The sequence below is a fragment of the Streptomyces sirii genome (genome assembly GCF_045690365.1).
Lineage (GTDB): Bacteria > Actinomycetota > Actinomycetes > Streptomycetales > Streptomycetaceae > Streptomyces > Streptomyces sirii.
Window position 1 is genome coordinate 676,883 of record NZ_CP147982.1, and the last position, 23,348, is coordinate 700,230.

The 23,348-nt window shown below is 69.8% G+C and carries 21 protein-coding genes and 1 riboswitch; of the genes, 19 read left to right on the forward strand and 2 right to left on the reverse strand.

What is annotated here, in order from left to right; all coding sequences use genetic code 11:
• Window positions 1-24: 24 nt before the first annotated feature.
• Complete coding sequence (locus tag WAB15_RS03160; RefSeq protein ID WP_407285218.1) at window positions 25-762, reverse strand: SDR family oxidoreductase; 738 nt, start codon at window positions 760-762, stop codon at window positions 25-27.
• A 145-nt stretch (window positions 763-907) separates the two neighbouring features.
• Here WAB15_RS03160 and WAB15_RS03165 point away from each other — a divergent pair, with 145 nt between their 5' ends.
• The 19 genes from WAB15_RS03165 to WAB15_RS03255 all read left to right on the forward strand — a co-directional run bounded on the left by WAB15_RS03165 (window position 908) and on the right by WAB15_RS03255 (window position 21,277).
• Entirely contained in the window at window positions 908-1,480 is a 573-nt protein-coding gene (locus tag WAB15_RS03165) for a TetR/AcrR family transcriptional regulator (RefSeq protein ID WP_407285219.1), read from the forward strand.
• Between the two features lie 243 nt (window positions 1,481-1,723).
• On the forward strand, window positions 1,724-2,920 hold the full coding sequence (locus WAB15_RS03170; protein WP_407285220.1) for a macrolide family glycosyltransferase: 1,197 nt from the start codon (window positions 1,724-1,726) through the stop codon (window positions 2,918-2,920).
• 208 nt (window positions 2,921-3,128) lie between these two features.
• Complete coding sequence (locus WAB15_RS03175; protein ID WP_407285221.1) at window positions 3,129-3,842, forward strand: tRNA-dependent cyclodipeptide synthase; 714 nt, start codon at window positions 3,129-3,131, stop codon at window positions 3,840-3,842.
• Entirely contained in the window at window positions 3,839-5,026 is a 1,188-nt protein-coding gene (locus WAB15_RS03180; protein WP_407285222.1) for a cytochrome P450, read from the forward strand. Before WAB15_RS03175 ends, WAB15_RS03180 begins: the two co-directional genes overlap by 4 nt.
• A 154-nt stretch (window positions 5,027-5,180) precedes the next feature.
• A riboswitch (SAM riboswitch) is annotated at window positions 5,181-5,289 on the forward strand.
• 352 nt (window positions 5,290-5,641) lie between these two features.
• Complete coding sequence (locus tag WAB15_RS03185; RefSeq protein WP_407285223.1) at window positions 5,642-6,694, forward strand: amino acid ABC transporter permease; 1,053 nt, start codon at window positions 5,642-5,644, stop codon at window positions 6,692-6,694.
• A 71-nt stretch (window positions 6,695-6,765) separates the two neighbouring features.
• Window positions 6,766-7,530 carry an amino acid ABC transporter ATP-binding protein gene (locus tag WAB15_RS03190; protein ID WP_407289149.1) on the forward strand — a complete coding sequence of 255 codons (765 nt, stop codon included), beginning with the start codon at window positions 6,766-6,768 and terminating at the stop codon, window positions 7,528-7,530.
• An 81-nt stretch (window positions 7,531-7,611) separates the two neighbouring features.
• Window positions 7,612-8,637 (forward strand): transporter substrate-binding domain-containing protein, encoded by a 1,026-nt coding sequence (locus WAB15_RS03195; RefSeq protein WP_407285224.1) that lies wholly within the window; start codon window positions 7,612-7,614, stop codon window positions 8,635-8,637.
• A 165-nt stretch (window positions 8,638-8,802) separates the two neighbouring features.
• A complete protein-coding gene (locus WAB15_RS03200) occupies window positions 8,803-9,540 on the forward strand; it encodes a GNAT family N-acetyltransferase (protein WP_407285225.1) in 738 nt (245 codons plus the stop codon).
• Window positions 9,541-9,656: 116 nt separating this feature from the next.
• Window positions 9,657-10,901 carry an LLM class flavin-dependent oxidoreductase gene (locus WAB15_RS03205; protein WP_407285226.1) on the forward strand — a complete coding sequence of 415 codons (1,245 nt, stop codon included), beginning with the start codon at window positions 9,657-9,659 and terminating at the stop codon, window positions 10,899-10,901.
• Between the two features lie 18 nt (window positions 10,902-10,919).
• Window positions 10,920-12,311 carry an NtaA/DmoA family FMN-dependent monooxygenase gene (locus WAB15_RS03210; RefSeq protein WP_407285227.1) on the forward strand — a complete coding sequence of 464 codons (1,392 nt, stop codon included), beginning with the start codon at window positions 10,920-10,922 and terminating at the stop codon, window positions 12,309-12,311.
• Window positions 12,308-13,432 carry an LLM class flavin-dependent oxidoreductase gene (locus tag WAB15_RS03215; protein ID WP_399144929.1) on the forward strand — a complete coding sequence of 375 codons (1,125 nt, stop codon included), beginning with the start codon at window positions 12,308-12,310 and terminating at the stop codon, window positions 13,430-13,432. The genes WAB15_RS03210 and WAB15_RS03215 overlap by 4 nt, the downstream gene beginning before the upstream one ends.
• A 157-nt stretch (window positions 13,433-13,589) precedes the next feature.
• Entirely contained in the window at window positions 13,590-13,679 is a 90-nt protein-coding gene (locus WAB15_RS03220) for a putative leader peptide (RefSeq protein ID WP_407285228.1), read from the forward strand.
• A 325-nt stretch (window positions 13,680-14,004) separates the two neighbouring features.
• Window positions 14,005-15,102, forward strand: a complete 1,098-nt coding sequence (locus WAB15_RS03225; RefSeq protein WP_407285229.1) for an ABC transporter substrate-binding protein — start codon at window positions 14,005-14,007, stop codon at window positions 15,100-15,102.
• Between the two features lie 4 nt (window positions 15,103-15,106).
• Window positions 15,107-15,958, forward strand: a complete 852-nt coding sequence (locus tag WAB15_RS03230) for an ABC transporter ATP-binding protein (RefSeq protein ID WP_407285230.1) — start codon at window positions 15,107-15,109, stop codon at window positions 15,956-15,958.
• Entirely contained in the window at window positions 15,955-16,881 is a 927-nt protein-coding gene (locus WAB15_RS03235) for an ABC transporter permease (protein ID WP_407285231.1), read from the forward strand. The genes WAB15_RS03230 and WAB15_RS03235 overlap by 4 nt, the downstream gene beginning before the upstream one ends.
• A 128-nt stretch (window positions 16,882-17,009) precedes the next feature.
• Window positions 17,010-17,909 (forward strand): TauD/TfdA dioxygenase family protein, encoded by a 900-nt coding sequence (locus WAB15_RS03240; protein ID WP_407285232.1) that lies wholly within the window; start codon window positions 17,010-17,012, stop codon window positions 17,907-17,909.
• A gap of 229 nt (window positions 17,910-18,138) precedes the next feature.
• Entirely contained in the window at window positions 18,139-18,579 is a 441-nt protein-coding gene (locus WAB15_RS03245) for a YkvA family protein (protein ID WP_407285233.1), read from the forward strand.
• 178 nt (window positions 18,580-18,757) lie between these two features.
• Complete coding sequence (locus WAB15_RS03250) at window positions 18,758-20,554, forward strand: acyl-CoA dehydrogenase (protein ID WP_407289150.1); 1,797 nt, start codon at window positions 18,758-18,760, stop codon at window positions 20,552-20,554.
• 123 nt (window positions 20,555-20,677) lie between these two features.
• Window positions 20,678-21,277: a 2'-5' RNA ligase family protein gene (locus WAB15_RS03255; RefSeq protein WP_399144920.1), complete on the forward strand. Its 600-nt coding sequence runs from the start codon at window positions 20,678-20,680 to the stop codon at window positions 21,275-21,277.
• Between the two features lie 483 nt (window positions 21,278-21,760).
• Here WAB15_RS03255 and WAB15_RS03260 read toward each other — a convergent pair whose 3' ends face one another.
• Window positions 21,761-23,278, reverse strand: a complete 1,518-nt coding sequence (locus WAB15_RS03260; RefSeq protein WP_407285234.1) for an amidase — start codon at window positions 23,276-23,278, stop codon at window positions 21,761-21,763.
• Window positions 23,279-23,348 lie beyond the last annotated feature (70 nt).

The following is a 23,348-nucleotide window of genomic DNA, read 5'->3' on the forward strand; positions in this document are numbered from 1 at the left end:
TCCCTCTAGGAGGCCCTGCTTTCGTCAGGCTTGCACGGTGGGTCGGACGACGATTTCGCTGATGTCGACGCCGTCGGGTTGCTCGATCGCGTAACCGATGGCGGAGGCGACGGCGGAGGGCGGCATGGCGATCTCGTCGCGCTGCCGGATGACGGCCGCCGCCGCTTCGGGACTTGCTCCCTTGCCCACGCCCTCCGTGTTCGTGAACCCCGGCGAGACCAGGGTGACGCGCAGGTCGGGTCCCGACTCCTGCCGCAGGCCCTCGGTCAGCACCTTCACCGCCGTCTTGGTGGCCGCGTAGACGGCCTGAGGAGGCTTGACGACGTAGGCCGCAGTGGAGGCGACATTGACGAACTGGCCGGAGCGTTGCCGCCGGAAGAGGGGCAGTGCCGCCCCGATACCGTTCAGCAGACCGGTGATGTGGGTGGCGACCATGGCGTCCCAGTCGTCCTGGCGCAGCTCGTCGAACGGCGAGATCGCCATGGTGCCGGCATTGGAGACCAGGACATCAAGCCGGCCGAAGTGAGCGACCGCCCTGTCCGTCAGGCGCTTGAGGTCCTCGCGACGCGTCACGTCGACGACGACCCCGGTGGCCGAGCCACCCTCCGCCCTGATCCGGTCCACCACCGCGTTCAGCCGGTCTTCCCGCCGGGCTCCGAGCACCAGGTGGGCCCCGTGTGCGGCGAGGTAGGTCGCTGTCGCCTCCCCGATGCCGCTGCTGGCACCCGTGATCGCGACGACCTTGCCCTCGATACCTGACATGATCAGCTTCCTTTCACGGGCGGTGCGCAGGTCAGCGCGTTGGCCTAAAGTGAAACCGGGGAGTCCCCCACTTAACCGGAGGCTAACTGGGGGCTCCTCCGGTTAGCAAGTCGACAGTGCATCCGAGAGGGGATGGCGACCACCGATGGCCGACGGAGCGCAACGACCGTTGCGGGCTGACGCACAGCGCAACAGGGAGAAGATCCTCGCGGCCGCCGCGCGCGCGTTCGCGACACAGGGGCTGGACGCACAGCTGGAGCGCATCGCCAAGGAGGCGGGCGTGGGCAGTGCGACGCTGTACCGCAACTTCCCCACCCGAGAGGCACTGGTCGAGGCGGTCTACCGCAACGAGGTGGCCCAACTGTGCGACGCGGCCCCCACTCTGCTCGCGGCGAAGCCGCCTTACGAAGCCCTGCGCGCTTGGACCCGCCTCTTCCTGGACTACGTCACCGCCAAATACGGCATGATCGACGCCCTGCGCGCCATCGCCGCGACGGGAAGCAACCCCTACGGCCACAGCCGGGAATTGATCCGGGCCGCCATCGCCGTACTCATGGACGCGTGCACGGCCGCCGGAATGATCCGTACCGACATCAGCCCCACCGACATCGGCGCCGCCCTCGAAGGCATCGCCCTCACCTCGGCGGGCCCCGGCCAACGACAGCAAGCAGAACGCCTGCTCGACCTCACCCTGGACGGCCTCAAGACCCGTCCGTGAAGACCGTCGTTGCGTGGGCGTCCCGGCGCGGGGCGCCCGGCACGGCCATCCGACCGACGCCCCTGACCTGGTCGTTGACGGCGTCGAGTCGGGCGCTGCCACGCTTGAGACCGAAGATGCTGTGGCGCGGCGCTCACCGGCGTCATCCGTGCGGGCAAGTGACTCCGGCACTGTGCGCCGCGTTGCCTTCTTGCACCCCTCGGCGTTTCCCTTCTGTAGCCCTCTATTGAAGGAAGTCCCGATATGCCCCTTCCAGCCCATATCGCCATGATCGGCACCCCCACGGTCGGCCATGTGCTGCCGAGCCTGGAGATCATCCGTGAGCTGGTGGCCCGCGGCCATCGCGTGACGTACGCCAACGCCGACCACGTCGCCGAGCTGATCACCCCCACCGGTGCCGAGCTGGTCCGCCTGACCTCCACGCTGCCGGTCGCCGACGGCGACTGGCCGCGGGATCCCATCGCCACCGCCTCCCTCTTCCTGGACGAGGCGATGGCCGTACTTCCACAGCTGCACGCCACGTACGACGACACGCCCGCCGACCTCTACCTCTACGACATCGGCGCGTACGCGGGCCGCGCGCTCGCTGAAGCGCAGGGCCGCGGCCTCGTCCAGCTGTCACCGGCGCATGTGGCCTGGGAGGGCGCCCGGGAGGAGATGGATGCGGCGTTCGCCGGGCTGCCCGGAGGCTCCGACCACCGAGTGCGGTTCGCCGCCTGGCTGGCCCAGTGCGGTGCGGTGACCACGAACGTCGAAGAGTTCATCGGTCGGCCGGGGCGGGCATTGGCCTTGATCCCGCGCGCCATGCAGCCCTATGCCGACCGGGTCGACGCCGAGGCGGTGACGTTCGTCGGCCCGTGCCGCGGCGCCGGTGAGGAGCAGGGCGGCTGGATGCGGCCGGCCGGTGCGGAGAAGGTGCTGCTGGTGTCGCTGGGCGGCTCGACATACCCCGGGCAGCAGGCGGTCCACCAGCAGTGCGTGGCGGCCTTCGCTGATCTTCCGGGCTGGCATGTGGTGCTGCAGATCGGCGGTGGCGACGACTCGGCCCAGCTGAGGGAACGGATTCCCCCCAACTTCGAGGTGCTGCCGTGGGTACCGCCGTCGACGATCCTCGATCAGGTGGACACATGGGTGACGCACACCGGAATGGGCAGCTGCGGTGAGGGCCTGTACGCCGGTGTGCCGATGCTCGCGGTACCACACGGGGCCGAGCAGTCCCTCTACGCCGACCGGCTCGTCGAACTGGGTGTCGCCCGCCGGATCGACTCCGCGAACGTCACGGCGGCCGCGCTCCGTACGGCCCTGATGGAACTCATCGGCGATCCACAGGTCGCCGCGCGCTCGGCATGGCTGTGGGCCGAGGTGCGCACCGAGGGCGGCACCCGCCGGGCCGTGGAGCTGATCGAGCAGCAGCTGGCAGGGGAGCGAGTGGGCCGCTAACGCGGGGCAGACGGCTTCGCGACGAGCTCGTTCGCGGCCACCAGGCCACGCTTGTGAACGCCATATGAACCAACTAGGCGCTCTGACCTGCGAGTTACCGCCTAGTTCGGCATCATCCGGAACCGACAGTCGGGTAGGTTTCCGGTGTCGCCGCCACACCGGGAACACGGGGTTCCCAGGGACTAGCGGCACGTAGGGACATCGTCTCTTGACGACAGCGACCGAGGTTTTTCACGTCCGTCCGTACACCCCGCACTGCCAGGTCATCACCGACGAAGGTGATCACGCCGTCATCGGCATCTCTCCGGGGAACTCCTACTTCACCCATCACAGAGTCCTCGGCCTCGCCGCCTGGGGACTGGAGAACTTCCGTCAGGTCGATCTGATCTACACGGATCTGCATGTCGCCGACATGTACGAAGCACTCGGATACCCGGCTGTAGAGGCCCAGCGCAAGGCGGTGAAGAACCTGCGCGGTGTACGGGCCAAGGTGACCGCCGCCGTTGCCTCGCTCGACCCGGACGGCACCAGGCTCCGCGGCCGCCCCATGTCCGCACTGCTGGACATCCCCGCTTATCGGGTCATACGCGAGAGCCTCGACGACCGGCTGTCCGCCGACCCGGCGTTCCGCGAGGTCTGTGATCAGCTCGTGGTCCGGTTCCTCACCAGCAAGGTTCTCAACGGGAAGCAGCCCACGGACCGTCAGCGCCAGGTCTGCCGCGACTACATCTGCGCCGAGGCGCCGCTGTTCATCGACACCCCCGCAATCATGGGCGTCCCCTCCTCGCTCAACTGCTACCACCAGGCACTGCCGATGGCCGATCTCCTCTACTCACGCGGGCACGGCCTGCGCGCCACACGCAACCAGGGCCACGCCGTGATAACCCCCGCCGGCACGATGACCGAAGGACGCGACCAGTGACGACCGCCCCGCCCTTGATCGACTTCCCGTTCTCCCCGCGCGGCGACCGCCTCCCTCCGGAGATCGAGCGGCTTCGCGCCACCCCGGTCACACGGGTGCGCACCATCGCCGGGGACGAGGCGTGGCTCGTCTCCTCCTACGAGCTGTGCAAGCAGGTGCTCGAAGACCCCCGCTTCAGCCTCAAGGACACCTCCGCTCCCGGCGTCCCCCGGCAGTACGCGCTGACCATCCCGCCCGAGGTGGTCAACAACATGGGCAACATCACCGGCGCCGGACTACGGAAGGCCGTACTCAAGGCGATCAATCCCAAGGCCGGCGGCCTGACGGAGTGGATGGCCGACCACGCCGCCCATCTGGTCGACGGCCTCCTCGACTACGGCCCGCCGGTCGACCTGCGCGGACGGTTCGCCAACCCCTACGCCGAGCACCTCCACTGCCACCTCCTCGGTGTCCCCCGCGACGACGCACCGCTGCTGGCGTCCAGTCTCGATATCGCGTTCATGAACTCGGCATGCCCCATCACCGGGGCACGCCTGAACTGGGACCGGGACATCGCCTATATGGCCGGACGGCTCAACGACCCCGCCACCGACGGGCTCATGGCCGAACTCGCCGCCCTCCGTGGCGATCCCGACTATGCGCACCTCACCGACGAGATGCTCGCCACCGTCGGTGTCACCATGTTCGGCGCCGGAGTCATCTCCACCATGGGCGCCTTGACCATGGCAGTGTTCACGCTCCTCCAGAACCCTGAAGTGTGGCGGCAGTTGTGCGCGGAGCCCGGCAGGATACCGTCCGCCGTGGACGAGCTGCTGCGCGTGAACCTGTCCATCGCCGACGGGCTGCCCCGCCTGGCCATGGACGACATGCAGCTCGGCGACACAGAGATCAAGAAGGGCGAACTCGTCCTCGTCCTGGTCGAGGCCGCCAACACCGACGAGAGCGTGTTCCCCGACCCGCACACCATCGACATCGACCGGCCCAACGCGGCCGCTCACCTCTCGTTCGGCTACGGCGGGCACTACTGCCCCGCCGTCCCGCTCGGAAAGAAGCACATCGAGACGGCGATCCAGGCCCTCACCACCCGCCTGCCCGGCCTGCACCTGGCCGTCCCCGTCGACCAACTCGTCTGGCGCACCCGCTTCATGAAGCGCATCCCCGAACGCCTGCCGGTCGCCTGGTAGGAACAGCAGGAGTGCCGGCGTGCGTCGGCGCCCGGCACCACACGATGGCCCCGACCTGGGAGAGGTCGGGGCCATCGCTCCCGTTTCGCCGTCCCACAGGTCGGGCACTCTTTGACAAGCATGTCGGGGATCTGTCTAACCTACGCCTCAGATCGGTCATGAGCGTCAGCGACAAGCCCTGGCTTGCTGACCGGCAACCCTCGCGCCGCGGTGGGGTGCCCCAGGTGACGACCGGACCGGAAGACTTTCGGTAAGCGCGAGGCCCGCAGGGCCGGAACAGTGACGGTGACGGAATGTACGCAGCTTTCGGGACGGCCGCCTGGCGGCGCCGTGGCTGCCTGCTGCTGTGCGCGAACCGTTCGGTCGATCTGCTCCGCGTCAACAGCGCACTGTGTAGCGGCAGCTGAGCCGCGTCCGCCGTGCTGTCCGCCAAGGCTGACAGCCGCCGGCTGACGGTCTGCTGAATCTCTGATGCCCACCGCTGTCGCGGTGCGCGCCTTTCCTCCCCAGCCCCCGTTCCGTGCGTTCCTGCGCATCGCCACGCGGAGTCCCTTCGGCTCCGCGTGACGATGCCGCATCCGTGGTCCGGGGTGTCCGAACTCGCTGGAGCCCTCCATGAGTGAATCCCCTGGCGCCGCGGTGTCCCTCGCCTCAGCGCCTCCTGCCGAGGAGACCCCCGAAGCCTCCTCCGCGCCTCGTACCGTACGCACTGCCGAGGCCGAACGGTCGGACGACGTCTCCGCACCGCGGCCGCCGGCGGCACAGCGGGTGCTGCCGCTGCGCCGACCCGGCCGCTGGATCGCCACGGCGATCGTGCTGGTGCTGGCGGCCCAGATCGTCCACGGACTGGTGACCAACCCCTTCTATCAGTGGGACCGGTTCCAGTACTGGTTCCTGCGCCCGACGATCCTCGACGGTCTGCTCATCACCCTCGAAGTGACGGCGTACAGTGCCGTGCTCGGTCTGCTCGGCGGCATCGTGATCGCCCTCGGCAGGCTCTCCCGGAGCCCGGTGCTGCGAGCGGTCAGCTGGACCTACACATGGCTGTTCCGTTCGGTCCCGCTGATCGTGGTGCTGCTGTTCCTCTACAACTTCAGCGCGCTCTACAAGACGCTGAGCCTCGGGGTGCCGTTCGGGCCCGCCTTCTTCACCTTCGACGAGTCCCGACTCGCCACCGACATCGTCGTCGCGGTCGTCGGACTCAGCCTGAACGAGGCGGCGTACGCGTCGGAGGTGGTGCGGAGCGGCGTCCTCGCGGTCGACCAGGGGCAGCACGAGGCGGCCTCGGCACTCGGCCTGCCGAAGAGCTACCAGTTCACCAGGATCGTCTTTCCGCAGGCCCTGCGCTCCATCACCCCGAACTACGTCAACCTGCTGATCAGCCTCATCAAGAGCACCTCGCTCGTCTTCTACGTGTCGCTGCTCGATCTGTTCGGCTCGGCGCAGAGCATGGGCAGTACCTACCCGGGTGACATCGTCCCGCTGCTGCTGGTGGCCACCGTCTGGTACCTGATCCTCACGAGTGCGGTCTCCATCGTCCAGTTCTACGTCGAGCGGTACTTCTCCCGGGGCGCGACGCGCATCCTTCCGCCGACGCCGTTGCAGAGGGCGCGGACGGGTCTGCGTGATCTGCGCGCCCGAGCCACCCGACGGGAGGCGGCGATATGACCTCCGAGATCGCAGAGACCACCGAGGGCACCGGGTTCGCCGAGACCACGGACGCCACCGAGCACATCGGCATACGGCCGGCCGCGGTCGGGGTGCACGGCGTGCACAAGCGGTACGGCGCTCAACGGGTGCTGGACGGGGTCGAGTTGGCCGTACGGCCCGGCGAGGTCACGGTGATCCTCGGGCCGTCCGGGTCCGGCAAATCGACCCTGCTGCGGGTGATCAACCACCTGGAGAAGCCCGAGGTCGGGTACGTCAGCGTGAACGGTGAGCTGATCGGCGTGCGCCGGCATGGCGAGCTGCTCAAGGAGCTGAGCGAACGGGTCATCCTGGGCCAGCGCAGCCGGATCGGCTTTGTCTTCCAGAACTTCAACCTCTTCCCGCACCTGACCGCGCTGGACAATGTGGCCGCCGCTCCCGTGGCCACCGGGAAGCTGTCCAAGCCCGAGGCCCGGGAGCTGGCCCGCGAACTGCTCGTCCGGGTGGGCCTGGCCGACAAGGTCGGTGCCTATCCGCGGCAGCTGTCCGGCGGCCAGCAGCAGAGGGTGGCCATCGCCCGTGCGCTCGCCCTGCGGCCGGGGGTCATCCTCTTCGACGAACCCACCTCCGCGCTCGATCCCGAACTGGTCGGCGAGGTGCTGGCCGTCATCAAGGACCTGGCCACCAGCGGCACCACGCTCATCATCGTCACCCACGAGATCGGCTTCGCTCGTGAGGTCGCCGACCAGGTCGTCTTCCTCGACGAGGGACGGATCGTCGAACAGGGCCCGCCCACCGAGCTGTTGGACCACCCGAAACACGAGCGGACCAGGGACTTCCTGAGCAAGGTGCTCTGACCTCCGCCCCAGCGAATCCCCGCCCGCACCGGCAAAGCAACCCCCACGCCACCACAAACGCCCACCGAAGCAAGGACACCCATGCGCACCCTCAGCCTCCGCAGCAGACTCCTCCGCGGCCTCACCGCAAGCACCGCCGTCGCCACCCTTGCCAGCGGCCTCGCCGCCTGCGGGGGCAGCAGCGACGCGGCCGGTACGTCCGGCAGCAGGCCGCCTGGGACGGTCGTCGTGGGCGCTCTTTCCAACGGGGCCGGCAAGGAGACCGACCTCAAGGTCTCCGAGGTCAAGTCCATCAGCGCCGGGCTGCCCAAGTCGATCGCCAAGAAGGGCAGGCTGGTGATCGGCGTCGGTGCCCTGCCCGCCGGCTTCCCGCCGCTGGCCTACGTGGGCGAGGACCAGAAGAGCCTTACCGGGGCCGAGCCCGACTTCGGCCGACTGGTGGCCGCGGTCCTCGGGCTGAAGCCCGAGCTGAAGAACTCGACCTGGGAGAACATGTTCGTCGGCATCGACAGCGGCAAGGTCGACGTGGCCTTCGCCAACGTCACCGACACCGAGGAGCGCAAGAAGAAGTACGAGTTCGCTTCCTACCGGCAGGACAACGTGGCGTTCGAGGTGCCCAAGAAGAGCACCTGGAACTTCGACGGCGACTACGAGAACCTGGCCGGCAGGACGTTCTCGGTGAGCCGGGGCACCAACCAGGAGAAGATCCTGCTGGAGTGGAAGGCGAAGCTGAAGAAGCAGGGCAAGGACCTCACCGTCAAGTACTACCCGGACGCCAACAGCGTCTACCTGGCGCTGAACAGCGGGAAGATCGACGCCCACTTCGGCCCCAACCCCGGCATCGCCTACCACGTCGCCCAGACGGCGAAGTCCCCCAACGCGACCCGTAACGCGGGCAAGTTCTCCGGCGCCGGCGTGAAGCTCCAGGGATTGATCGCGGCGACCTCGAAGAAGGACAGCGGGCTGGCCAAGCCGGTCTCCGAGGCGATCAACTACCTGATCGAGAACGGGCAGTACGCCAAGTGGCTGGCCGCCTGGAACCTCTCCAACGAGGCCGTCGGCACCTCCCGTGTCAACCCGCCCGGCCTGCCGCTCGACAACTCCTGATCAACGCCCGTACGGGCGGCTGCCGTCCGGGACTGCGGCGTCACGTCGGAGTCCCGGGCGCACGCCGACCCGCCATGTCCGCCATGCCCCTCACGGATGCCACCGCTGCCTCGGCCGGTACGGATGTCACGGATACCACGAATGCCACGGAGTGTTCCCGTCACCATGTCCACCAGCGTCTTCCCCTCCCCCGCGCAGAGCCCCGCCGAACCGCATGTCCTGGACAACGCCGTCTGGGCCGCGCTGACCGGCCCGCACGCCCGGTTCGCCGAGCGCGTCGGCCGCGCCGCCCGTTATCCCCTGGACGTGAGCCCCTTCACCGCCCTGGCCGATCCGACCGCCCCGGGGGCCTGGGACGACCTGGCCGCGTTGGTCGGCCCGGACACCGTCGTCGCGGTCACGGGGGCGGGGGCCGTCCCCGACGGGTGGGAGACCGTGGAGAGCGGGCAGGGCGTCCAACTGGTCGACACCGGGCTACGCGCGGCAGCCGCCCCCGAAGCGGTACGGCTCGGGCCGGGCGACATCCCCGAGATCCTGGACCTGATCGCCCTGACCAGGCCGGGCCCCTTCCTGCCCCGCACCGTCGAGCTCGGCACCTATCTCGGCATCCGGCACCGTGGGCGGCTCATCGCCATGGCCGGGGAACGCGTGCATCCGCCGGGCTGGACGGAGATCAGCGCCGTCTGCACCCACCCGGCACACCGTGGGCGGGGCCTGGCCACGCGGCTGGTCCGGGCGGTGGCGGCCGGGATCAGGGACCGCGGGGAGACCCCCTTCCTCCACACACTCGCGAGCAACACCGCCGCCATCCGCCTCTACGAGTCGATCGGCTTCACCCTGCGCCGTCGTACCCACTTCCTGCTGGTGCGGACACCGGACCGTCATCCGACACCGACGCCCTGACCAGACAGCCGACCTGCCCGGCCGCGCCATGCCGACCGCGGCGCACCCCACCACGCCCACCACGCCACGCCGGACCAAGCACTGCCGACCACACCCAATCGCCGAAGGGAACTCCGTTGCCCACGCCGCTGCCCTCTTCACCCGCTTCATCCGCTCCGCTGCACCTGGCCGTCGCGCTCGACGGCGCCGGCTGGCACCCTGCCGCCTGGCGCGAGCCGGCGGCCCGGCCCCGGGACCTGTTCGCCGCCGGCTACTGGGCCGACCTCGTCGCCGAGGCCGAGCGCGGTCTGCTCGACTTCGTGACGATCGAGGACTCGCTCGGATTGCAGTCCTCGCACTTCCTGGAGCCGGACGGGCGTACCGACCAGGTGCGCGGACGGCTGGACGCCGTCCTCATCGCCGCCCGCATCGCCCCGCTGACCAGGCACATCGGACTCGTACCGACCGTGGTGGCCACCCACACCGAGCCGTTCCACATCTCCAAGGCGATCGCCACGCTCGACTATGTGAGCAGCGGGCGCGCCGGCCTGCGCGTACAGGTCACGGCGCGCCCGAACGAGGCCGGGCACTTCGGACGCCGCACGTTCCCCCGGTTCGCCCTCGAAGACCGGGACGACCCGGTGGTACGGGAGCTGACGACCGGCCTCCTCGACGAGGCCGCCGACTACGTCGAGGTGGTACGCCGCCTGTGGGACAGCTGGGAGGACGACGCGGAGATCCGGGACGTCGCCACCGGCCGCTTCATCGACCGCGACAGGCTGCACTACATCGACTTCGAGGGCGACCAGTTCAGCGTCCGAGGCCCCTCGATCACGCCCCGGCCGCCGCAGGGCCAGCCCCTGGTGAGCGCGCTGGCGCACGAGAGCGCGACCGGTGCCCCGTTCCGGCTGGTCGCCCGCTCCGCCGACGTCGGGTACGTCACGCCGCACGACATCGAGCAGGCGCGCGCCGTCGTCGCCGCGGTGCGGGCCGAGCAGGACGCGGCAGGGCGCGCCGACGATCCGCTGCATCTCTTCGGCGATCTGGTGGTGTTCCTGGACGACACTCCGGCCGCGGCGGAGAGCCGCCGGGACCGCCTCGACGACCTCGCGGGACACGCGTACACCAGCGACGCCCGGATCTTTGCCGGCACGCCCGCCCAACTGGCGGATGTGCTACTGGAGTTGCGGGAGGCCGGACTGTCCGGCTTCCGGCTGCGTCCGGCCGTCCTCGGACACGACCTCCCCGCGATCACCCGGGGCCTGGTCCCCGAGCTCCAGCGCCGAGGAGCGTTCCGGAGCTCCTACGAGGCCGACACCCTGCGCGGGCTGCTGGGCCTGGCCCGCCCCGCCAACCGCTACTCCCCCATCGCGACCGCCTGATCCGGAGGGACTCAACCCATGAGCACGTCGTCAACGGACAAGCCGCTCAAGCAGATCCATCTCGCGGCGCACTTCCCGGGCGTCAACAACACCACCGTGTGGAGCGACCCCGAGGCGGGCAGCCACATCGAGTTCAGCTCCTTCGCGCACCTGGCGCGGACCGCCGAACGAGCCAAGTTCGACTTCCTGTTCCTCGCCGAGGGGCTCCGGCTGCGCGAACAGGGCGGAAAACTCTACGACTTGGATGTCGTCGGCCGCCCCGACACCTTCACCGTCCTCACCGCGCTCGCCGCCGTCACCGAACACCTCGGCCTGACCGGCACCATCAACTCCACCTTCAACGAGCCCTATGAGGTCGCCCGCCAGTTCGCCAGCCTCGACCACCTCTCGGGCGGGCGCGCCGCCTGGAACGTCGTCACCTCCTGGGACGCCTTCACCGGCGAGAACTTCCGCCGCGGCGGCTTTCTGCCGCAGGAGGAGCGCTACTCCCGTGCCAAGGAGTTCCTGACCACGGCCCACGAGCTGTTCGACTCCTGGCGCGGCGACGAGATCGTCGCCGACCAGGAGACCGGCGCCTTCCTGCGCGATGCCCAGGCAGGATCCTTCGTCCACCGGGGCGAGCAGTTCGACATCGGCGGGCAGTTCAATGTGCCGCGCAGCCCCCAGGGACGCCCGGTGATCTTCCAGGCCGGTGATTCCGACGAGGGGCGCGAGTTCGCGGCCTCCAGCGCCGACGCGATCTTCAGCCGGTACAGCAAGCTGGCGGAGGGGCAGGCCTTCTACCAGGACGTCAAGGGCCGCCTCGCCCGCTACGGGCGTCGGCACGACCAGCTGTTGGTCCTGCCCGCCGCGACGTTCGTCCTCGGCGACACCAACGCCGAGGCGCAAGAACTCGCCCACGAGGTACGGCGCCAGCAGGTCAGCGGGGCGACCGCGATCAAGTACCTGGAGCATGTCTGGAACCGGGACCTGTCCGCGTACGACCCTGACGGTCCGCTGCCCGGCGTCGATCCGATCCCCGGCGAGAACACCATCGCCCTCGGCCGGGCCAGCGTACGGCAGTTCCGTGACCCGTTCGCCGTCGCCAAGGAGTGGCGCGAGCGCGCGGAGGCGAAGGACCTCTCCATTCGCGAGCTGGTCATCGAGACCACCACCCGCCAGTCGTTCATCGGCTCCCCGGCCACCGTCGCCGAGACCATCGACGACTTCGTCCAGGCGGACGCCGCCGACGGCTTCATCCTCGTCCCGCACCTCACCCCCGGCGGTCTCGATGTCTTCGCCGACACCGTGGTTCCGCTGCTCCAGGAGCGCGGAGTGTTCCGTACCGAGTACGAGGGCACCACCCTGCGCGACCACCTCGGCCTGGACCTCCCCGACGCCGACGCGCCGGCCCGGCGGGAGGCCTCATGAGCACCCCCCTGGGCGTCCTCGACCTGGTCCCGATCTCGTCCGGCGCCACGGCCGCCGAGGCGCTGCGCAACTCCATCGATCTCGCCCGGCGGGCCGAGCGCTTCGGCTACGCCCGCTACTGGTTCGCAGAGCACCATCTCAATCCGGGCGTGGCCGGCACCTCACCCGCCGTCGTCCTCGCCCTGACCGCCTCCGCGACGTCGACGATCCGGCTCGGCTCCGGCGCCGTACAGCTCGGTCATCGCACCGCGCTGTCCACGGTCGAGGAGTTCGGCCTGATCGACGCGTTGCATCCCGGGCGTCTCGATCTGGGCCTCGGGCGGTCCGGCGGGCGCCCGACCGGACCGCCCACCGCCCCGCTGCCGACCGCGACCCCCGTCGTCGACGGCCGCGCCCCCAACGGGCTACGGATCCCGCCGCGCTTCTCCTTCGCGCACCTGCTGGGCTCGCCGAGGGTCGCGCTCCAGCGCAGACTGCTCCAGCTGCCGGGCGCCGAGTCGCAGGACTACGGCGAGCAGATCGACGACATCCTCGCACTGCTGGCCGGCACCTACCGGTCCGCGGACGGCATCGAGGCACACGCCGTTCCGGGGGAGGGTGCCGACGTACAGCTGTGGATCCTGGGCAGCAGCGGCGGGCCGAGCGCCGAGGTCGCGGGTCGCAACGGTCTGCGGTTCGCGGCGAACTACCACGTCAGCCCGGCCACCGTGCTGGAGGCGGCGGAAGGCTACCGCGCCGCGTTCCAGCCCTCCGACGTGCTCGACAAGCCTTATGTGAGCGTCTCGGCCGATGTCGTCGTCGCCGAGGACGACGAGACCGCCCGCGAACTCGCCACCGGCTACGGCCTGTGGGTGCGCAGTATCCGCAGCGCCGAGGGCGCGATCGATTTCCCCACGCCCGAGCAGGCCCGCTCCCATGTGTGGACCGACGCGGACCGGGAGCTGGTCGCCGACCGTGTGGAAACCCAGTTCGTCGGCTCCCCGGGCCGGGTGGCCGACCAACTGGAGCGGCTCCAGGAGGCCACCGGCGCCGACGAACTGCTCATCACCACCATCACGCACCGCCATGCCGACCGAGTGCGTTCCTACGAGCTGCTGGCCGAGGAGTGGCGGCGGCGATGAGCAGGGCTGTGCGCGGCGGTGGCGCCCACCGCCGCGCACGGAGCCGCGTCGGCGATTGTGAACGAAATGCTGCGCGCGCGTGGCAGGAGAATCAGAAAGTGAGACAACGGCTGTGGCCGCATTGACGTGGCTGAATTTCGCTGCCAGCCTCCCAGGTGTGAGCCATTCGGAGGACTTCACCGCACGCCTGCACGTCGATCTGCGACGCCAGGCCAGTGCCATCTGTGCCGCTGCCGCCGGCCGCTAGAGCTGCCGACCACCAGCGTCAGCTCCTGAGCGACCCCTGATTCCGGTGCACTTACCGGTCGGGGACTTCCCCGTCGCTTGGTGAATCTCGCCGCGTACCCGCCTACCCGGAATCCGCCGGGTCCGGTACCTGAGCCGCCTCTTCTCACCTCACCCTTCGCATTTCCCTTTTCGGTTCCCGCACCTCGGGTCGCCCGTATGCCCGCACCACCGAAGCGGAATTTCGGCCTTGGCCGGCCGCTGCTCGCTTCCAGCCCCGAGTCCGTGAACCGACGCCCTACGCGTACCACCGTGCTCCGCCCTCCCACGCGAACAGGACCCCTTCCATGAGCTCCATGAGCAAGCTGACCACCCCATCGAACCGACGACAGTTCCTCACCCTGCTGGGCCTCTCGGCGGTCGCGGTCAGCTGCGGCACCGGGGGCGGCGGCCCGGCCAAGGACCAGGCCAAGACCCTGCGGTACCAGGGCTGGGCGGGGTCCGTCATCCTGCCCGAACTGGCCGAGGACCTCGGCTTTTTGGAGGACGTGAAGCTGAAGTGGGTCGGCAACACGATCAGCGGGCCGCAGGACATCCAGTCGGCGGCCACCGGACAGGTCGACTTCGGCGGCGCGTTCAACGGTGCCGTCGTCAAACTCGCCGCGCGAAAGGCTCCCATCACGGCGGTCATCAGCTACTACGGCGTCGACAAGGCCGCCTACAACGGCTTCTACGTCCTCAAGGACAGCCCGATCCACTCGGCCCGTGACCTGATCGGCAAGAAGGTCGGCATGAACACCCTCGGCGCGCACTCCGAGGCGATGCTCGACATCTACCTGCAACGCCACGGTCTGTCACCGGCGGACATCAAGAAGGTCGAACCGTTGGTGGTGCCCCCGGTCAACACCGAGCAGTCGCTGCGGCAGAAGCAGATCCAGGTGGGCGTCCTCGGCGACATCCTGCGCGACAAGGCGCTGGAAACAGGCGGCGTCAGACCGCTGTTCACCGACCACCAGCTGCTCGGCGATTTTTCCGCCGGCACGTATGTGGTGAACGACCGCTTCCTCAAGGAGAACCCCGACACCGCGCGCACCTTCGTCACGGGAGTCGCGCGCGCCATCGAGTGGGCCCGCGCCAGACCGCGCGAAGAGGTCGTCGCCCGGCAGATCGAGATCGTCAAGAAGCGTGGTCGCAACGAGGACACCGGTCCGCTCAAGTACTGGAAGTCCTTCGCCGTCGCCGAGACCGCCGGGCGCATCACCGACAAGGAGTTCCAGCTGTGGATCGACTGGCTCGCCGAACGCGGTGACATCGAGAAGGGCCAGGTCAAGGCGTCGGACCTCTACACCAACGAGTTCAACGCGTACAGCCGGAAGGACACCCGCAAGAACACCCCGAAGGACCGCCCGTCCGCGGCCGAGCCGACCTCCGAGAGCGGGAGCTGATCCCATGTCTGGATTCACCACCCCGAAGATCGAGTTCGAGCAGGTGCGCAAGACCTTTCCCGCCAAGAAGGGGCGGGCCCGGGGCCGTGGCTCGGCGTACGGGGACGGCGAGTTCACCGCTCTGGAGGGTGTCGACCTGCGGATCGACCCGGGAGAGTTCGTCGTCGTGGTCGGCCCCAGCGGATGCGGCAAATCCACCCTCCTGGACCTGCTGGGCGGGCTCGCCCGGCCCAGCGGCGGACGGATCCTCCTGGACGGGGAACCGGTGACCGGGCCCGGCCTGGACCGCGGCATCGTCTTCCAGCAGTACGCCCTGTTGCCCTGGCGCACCGCCCTGGGCAACGTCGAGTTCGGCCTGGAGGCGACCGGCGTGCCGCGACGTGAGCGCGCCGCGCTGGCCCGCGAGTACCTGGACCTGGTCGGGCTCTGCGGATTCGAGGGCCGTCACCCGCACGAACTGTCGGGCGGCATGCGCCAGCGCGTGGCCATCGCCCGCTCACTCGCCTACGACCCCGACGTCCTGCTGATGGACGAGCCGTTCGCCGCACTGGACGCCCAGACCCGGGAGTCGCTCCAGGACGAGCTGCTGCGCATCTGGCAGCGCACCGGAAAGACCGTCGTCTTCATCACCCATGGCATCGAGGAGGCCGTCTACCTGGGCCAACGGGTGGCCGTCATGACCTCCAGGCCCGGACGCATCAAGCAGGTCGTACCGATCGGCTTCGACTCCCGCACGGCGACGGACGACCTGCGGTCCAGCCCCGAGTTCGCACGGTACCGGCACGAGATCTGGACGCTTCTGCACGACGAGGTGACCCGGGCCCAACTACTGGAGAAGGAGGAGGTCTCGGTATGAGCCTCGTAAGCGGTTCGCGCACTCGACGCAAGAGCCCGGCCGGCACGCCGTCGACATCCACCGCCATGCCGTCGGAGGCCGCCAAGGAGCCCGCGGCCGGCCTGCCGATCGCGCTGAGCGGGTCACGGCTCCACCGCCCGCCCGTGCTGCCCCGCATCCTGCGCGCGGTACTGACCGGCGCCACCAAGTCGGCCGCGATCGTCGCCCTGCTGCTCGCGTGGGAGCTGGCGCCCCGCTTCGGCCTGGTGGACCGGACCTTCCTGCCGCCGTTCAGCGAGGTCGCCCAGGCCTGGTGGGAACTGGTGGTCAACGGCCAGCTCGCCGACAACGCACAGGCGAGCCTGGTGCGTTCGTTCAGCGGATTCGGCATAGCCGTCGGCGTGTCCGTACCGCTGGGCCTGCTCATCGGCTGGTACCGGCCCGTCGCCGATCTCCTCAACCCCCTGCTCCAGGTCTTCCTCAACACCGCCGCCCTGGCGCTGCTGCCGGTGTTCGTACTGCTCCTCGGTATCGGCGAGACGTCGAAGATCTCCATCGTGGTGTACGCGTGCGCATGGCCGATCCTGTTCAACACCATCAGCGCGGTGCGCACCGTCGACCCCACCCTGCTGCGGCTGGCGAAGTCCATGGACCTGTCCGCCCCGAGGCTGTTCCAGAAGGTGATCCTGCCGGCCTCGGTACCGACGATCTTCACCGGGATCCGGCTGGCCGGGGCGGTGTCCATCGTCGTCCTGGTCGCCGCCGAGATGATCGGCGCCAAGGCCGGTCTCGGCTATCTGATCAACGCGTCCCAGTACAACTTCGCCATTCCGCAGATGTATGCGGGCATCGTCACGATCTCCGTCATCGGCGTGGCCTTCAACCAGCTGCTGGTGGCCGCGGAGAAGCGGCTCAGCTCGTGGCGCGTGCCCGTCACGGGCTGACGTCGGCATCCGCCGCGGCACACCGGCCATCACCTCCTGAAACCGCCGAACCCCTTCTCCTCAAACCCCTGGAAACCCCTCAGACCCCTGCTCCCGATACTGCCGAAACTCCCGAAAGGAAAACGCACATGAGCACCAGCACAGGCTTCGACATCCGCCGGATCGGCGGGCGCATCGGCGCCGAGATCGTCGGCGTCGACCTCTCCGCCGACCTCGACCCGGCGATCGTCGCCGAGATCAACGCGGCTCTGCTGGAACACAAGGCGCTGGTCTTCCGCGGCCAGCAGCTGAACGACGCGGGGCAGCTGCGCTTCGCCGCCCTCTTCGGCGAACTCACCACCGCCCACCCCACCGTCCCGTCCGTGGACGGGCAGCCCAACATCCTGCCCGTCGACGGGGACGAGGGGATCCGCGCCAACCACTGGCACACGGACGTCACCTTCGTCCGCACACCCCCGAAGGCGTCGACCCTGCGCAGCATCGTCGTCCCGCCCTACGGCGGCAACACGCTGATCGCCAACTCGGCCGCCGCCTACCGGGACCTGCCCGATCCGCTGCGCGAGCTGGCGGACAAGCTGTGGGCGGTGCACACCAACGACTACGACTACGCCACCCCGAAGAACGACAAGGCGGCAGAGCACCGCAAGCAGTTCGTTTCGCGCACCTACCGCACCGCCCACCCGGTGGTGCGTGTGCACCCCGAGACGGGCGAGCGCGGCCTGTTCATCGGCGGTTTCGCGCAGACCATCGAGGGCCTCGGCCCCTCCGAGTCCCGGGACCTGCTGCGCATCTTCCAGTCGTATGTGACGCGGCCGGAGAACATCGTCCGGGTGGCCTGGACACCGGGTGACCTCGTCCTCTTCGACAACCGCAGCACCCAGCACTACGCCCCCGACGACTACGGCGACCTGCCGCGCCTGCTGCACCGGGTGACCGTCGCCGGGGACGCTCCGGTGGGCATCGACGGCACCACCAGCCGCGCCCTCGAAGGCGGGGACGCCGGACACTACACACCTGCCGCGGCCTGACACCGACGGCCCGTCAAGCGGCATAGTCCCACTTCAGCGCCTCCTGGGGTATCTGTATCCCCAGGAGGCGCTGAAGCTGTGACCAGCCGCCGCGGGGTCCGTCGTGGCGGTGGGGTGGGGCAGCCACGTGCGCGACGGTTGCCCGTGGTCCGCGTTGCACCGCAGGCGTTACGGTCGTTACAGGACTGCTGAGACGGCGGTCGGCCGGGCGCGCTCCCTGCCGGCGTCCGTGAGCACGGCCGACGCCCCTACGGCGACACGGGTGCGGGTGTGGCACAAGCCGCGTTCGCTGGGGGCGCTGTACCTCCGGCAGGCGGTATGCCTGCTGCCGGATCTGGTACGGCTGCTGCGCCGCCTGGCCGCCGACAAGACGCTGCCACGGGGCGTACGGGTCCGGCTCGGCCTGCTGATGGTCTACCTGGCCCTGCCGATCGACCTGATCCCCGACTTCCTGCCCGTCATCGGCTATGCCGACGACGCCATCATCGTCGCCTTCGTCCTGCGCGGTGTCGTACGACGGGCCGGGATCGGGGCGGTCCGCGCTCACTGGCCCGGCACCGACGACGGCTTCGCCGCCCTGTCCCGGCTGACCGGACTCCGCCGGGCCGCCGACCGAACTCCTGGATCCGACGGAACTCCTGGGTCCGACGGGACCTGTACGGACGACTGAGGCTGCGAAGCGGCGTCGACTACGGTGCCACAAGCTGCGCGCGTCCGTGCCGGCGTCGAACGCGTCCCGGTCACGCCGGGCCGCGGTCGGCACCGGATCGTCGCCGACGCCACCCGGACGCCTACCCCTTCCCACTCCCCCACCCCTATCCGCCGCCCCCCCGATCGGACCCATGACCATGGACTCCCTGCTGCTCTCCCGCCGCGACCTCGACTTCCTGCTCCACGACTGGTTGGACGTCACGGCGCTGACCCGCCGCCCCCGCTACGCCGACCACGACCGGGACACCTTCGACGCGGTACTCGACCTCAGCGAGGCCATCGCGACCCGGCACTTCGCCACGCACAACAAGAAGAGCGACGCCGAGGAGCCGCGCTTCGACGGCGAGCGGGTGCACATCATCCCGGAGGTCAAGGAGGCCCTGCGGGTCTTCGCCGAGGCCGGCCTGACCGGCGCCGCCATGGACTACGAGATCGGCGGACAGCAGCTGCCCAGCGTGGTCGCCCACGCCTGCACGGCCTGGTTCCAGGCCGCCAACATCAGCACCGCCGCGTACCCGTTCCTGACCATCGGCAATGCCAATCTGATCCAGGCGCACGGCAGCGAGGAGCAGATCGAGACGTATGCCCGCCCCATGGTCGAGGGCCGCTTCTTCGGCACCATGTGCCTCTCCGAGCCGCAGGCGGGCTCCTCGCTGGCCGACATCACCACCAGGGCGGTGCCGCAGGACGACGGTACGTACCGGATCGGCGGTACCAAGATGTGGATCTCCGGTGGCGACCATGACCTCAGCGAGAACATCGTCCACCTGGTGCTGGCCAAGATTCCCGGTGGCCCGGCAGGCGTGAAGGGCATCTCGCTCTTCATCGTGCCCAAGTTCCTGGTCGAGCCGGACGGCTCGCTGGGAGAGCGCAACGACGTGGTGCTGGCCGGCCTCAACCACAAGATGGGCTACCGCGGCACCACCAACACCCTGCTCAACTTCGGCGAGGGTCGTCACACCCCGGGTGGCGCGCCGGGAGCGGTGGGCTACCTGGTGGGCGAGGCCCACCAGGGGCTCGCGTACATGTTCCACATGATGAACGAGGCCCGCATCGGCGTCGGCCAGGGCGCCATGGCGCTCGGCTACACCGGCTATCTGCACGCCCTCGACTACGCCCGCACCCGCCCGCAGGGCCGCCCGCTGACGGGCAGGGACGCCACCGCCCCGCAGGTCCCGATCATCGAGCACGCCGATGTGCGCAGGATGCTGTTGGCGCAGAAGAGCTATGTGGAGGGCGCCCTGGCCCTCACTCTGTACTGCAGCCGCCTGCTCGACGAGGAGCGCACCGCCGAGCAGGAGCCCGAGCGCGCCCGAGCCCGGCTGCTGCTGGACGTCCTCACGCCCCTCGCCAAGAGCTGGCCGTCGCAGTGGTGCCTGGCGGCCAACGACCTCGCCATCCAGGTACACGGCGGCTACGGCTACACCCGCGAGTACAACGTCGAGCAGTTCTACCGGGACAACCGCCTCAACCCCATCCACGAGGGCACCCACGGCATCCACGGGCTGGACCTGCTCGGCCGCAAGGTCGTCATCAACGGCGGCGCGGGACTGAAGCTGCTCCTTGAGACCCTCGCGGCCACCACCGCCCGGGCCACGGCGGCCGGCGGCGAGGCGGCCGAGCTGGCCGGCCGGTTGGAGCAGGCCGCGGCCCGCGTCGGGGCGACCACCGCCAAGCTGTGGTCGACCGGGGACCCCGCGACCGCTCTGGCCAACGCCTCCGTCTATCTGGAGGCCGTCGGCCATGTGGTGCTGGCCTGGATCTGGCTGGAGCAGTTCCTCGCGCTGGGGGACGGCACGGACGCCTTCCACGAGGGCAAGCGGCAGGCGGCCCGGTACTTCTTCCGCGTCGAACTCCCGCGGACCGGCCCACAGTTCGACCTGCTGGACAGCCTGGACCGCACCGCGGCCGACTGCCGACCCGAGTGGTTCTGACCGACCCCTGACCGACCATCGCCCGACGGTTCGGCCACGGACAGCACTCATGGCCACCCGGTCTGCCGATGCGGGCGGCGCTGCCGACTCGTGCGAAGCGGGCGCGACCCGGACCATGGAAGGGTGGGCTGGAATCCAGATCGCGGCGGGGCCGAACCGGTGGACGCGCTAGAGGTGGCGCCGACGGCCCGGACCGCGGTGGCGTGGCTTCCGCCGCAGGAGCTGTGGCCGGCGATCCAGGAGATCCGCTGGAAGCATGATCCGCAGGTACGGCGATGGCCGCCTCATGTGAATCTGCTGTTCGGCTTCGTACCGGAGGACGAGTTCGCACGGGCGGTGCCGCTGCTCGCCGGCGGGGCGGCGGAGAGCGCGGCGTTCCCGGCGCGGCTGGTCGGCGTTCGGTACTTCCGGCACCGGCACTACGCGACGGTGTGGCTCGACCCGGCCGCGGCGGACCTGGCACCGTGGACCCGTCTCCACCGGGTACTGGGGCAGCGATTCCCACTCTGCCGTGGACGCCACGATCGCTTCACACCACACCTGTCCCTCGGCCGCACTCAGAATCCGCGGCCGCTGGCCGCCGCGTGCGCCGGCCGGCTCGGCACCCTGACGGCGGTGGTGGAGGAGGTGGTCCTGCTCTCCCGGCGCGGCGAGGGCCCCATGCGGCCCCGCGCCGTGATCACACTGGGCACTGGCGAGGTCCGCCGACCGCCTGAGCATTAGGCCCTGCCGGCCCGAGTCGTCGCGGCGGGAGGAAGACATCGTGCTCCCCCGTGACGACCAGCCGGGAAGTGGGCAGTTCGTGCCGCGGCGCCGCCGACGCCGGCCTCGCTATGGAAGCGTCAGGGTCGCCCCTCCCCCTGTAAGGGACTGACCACCGCAGTGCCCGAATTCCATTACGTACAGCCTCCGAGCGCTTGGGCATCCGCACCCAACCGATCTGCGCGTCTGCGGCCTCGCGCCCAGCACCGTCTACGCGCACCTCGGGACCCTGGATATCGACCCTGAGCTCGTCGCGGACCCCGAGCCCGGCGCTGCGGTGAAGTCTCCTGCCTTTCACACCCAGGTGGCCGTCCTTGAAAACCTTCAAGAAATCAAGGACGGCCGCGCCTGGCCCGTATGCCAGGGAAAGCATCCCCACCCCATGAGCCTCGCCTCAGACGGGGAAGGCGGCTGGCCCTATTGGTACTGCCCCGAGAATCCCTCCTACCGATTCGCGGTGGGCGAGCACCCTGGCTGCTGAGACGTTCCGGGCGATATGCCCATCGACTCGTTCGCTCCGATCGGCTGTCTCTCGCCCGCCTCCCACCGCCGCGGACGCGGATCCAGCGGAGTGAGTACACCGAGCCGCTCCTCGATTCGCTGTGCCGCGTCCAGGCACAGGTCCTCGCGATACATGCCGGCCATGACCTGGACGCCCTGCGGCAGCCCGGACGCGATTCCGGTGGGTACGGCCACGGCCGGCACGCCCACATACGTCGACGCGGTCAGCAGCCGCATCGGGGTGAACGTCGCGTCGCGCTCCTCCGGGGTCCGTGGCACCACGGGCTCGGGTACCGGCTGTGTGGACACCGGTCCGAGCAGCAGCGGACAGTGCTCGAAGAAGTGGGCCCACGCGCGCTGGACGCCGAGGCGGACGCCGGTCTGCCGGAGGTAATCCTCCAGGCCGACGGCCGGGTGGCGTTGGGTGTCCAGCTCGATATGGCGGGCGCTGTCGTCGGTGAGCAGCCGCCTGAGGGTGGGCCAGGCCAGGGAGAACTCGGTCCGCAGCAGTGCGCCGTAGCCGTCGAGAGCGTCCTGCAGTCGCGGTATCTCCACCTCCTCGACGGGGTGTCCGGCGTCCTCCAGGGCTGCTGCCGCCGCCTCGATCGCCGCGCGCACGTCCGGATGGACGTCGCCCCGGCCGCCGGGGTCGGTCACCACGCCGACCCGCACCGGCGCGTCCGGCCGCGGCCCGTACAGCGGGGCCGGAACGGCCCGCGGGTCCTGCGGGTCCGTCCCCGCGAGCACCTCGTACGCCGCCCGCAGGTCCGCCACGGACCGGGCCAACGGCCCGTCCACCGGGAAGAGTTGGTGGCCCAGGACCGGGTCCTGGTCGTTCATCCGGTGGTCGGCCGGGAACCGCCCGTAACTCGGCTTCAGCCCCGCGACACCGTTGAACGTCGCCGGATTGCGGATCGACCCGCCGGAGTCGTTGCCCAGCCCCAGCGCCGCCATACCGGTGGCCACCGCGACCGCGTCGCCGCCGCTGGTTCCGCCGGGAGTGCGCCGCGGGTCCCAGGGGTTGACGGTGTCCCCGAACAGCTGACTGACCGTGTGCAGCCCGGCGATCGCCAGGTCGGGCATGTTGGTGCGTCCGATCGGAATCGCCCCGGCCGCGCGCAGCCGCCGCACCGGGGGCGCGTCCGACTGGGCCACCCAGTCGCGGAAGTACGGCACGCCATGCGTGGTCGCCGAACCCTCGACGTGGATGTTCTCCTTCACCGTGAACGGCACCCCGGCCAGCGGGCCCAGCTGCTCGCCCGCGGCCCGTCGCCGGTCGGTCTCCCGCGCCGCCTGCCGGGCGCTGTCCTCCAGCAGCCGGGTCACCGCGTTCACCCGCGGGTTCACCGCGGCGATCCGCTCCAGGTGTGCCTCCATGACCTCCGCCGCGGACACCTCACCGGACGCCACCAGCTTCGCCAGCTCCGTCGCCCCCAGCGGCCACAGTTCGTTCGCCCCCATCGGGCCTCCTTCCGTTCCGACCAGCAAAGATACAGATATGCATCTGGATACAGAACTGAATATTGCGGAC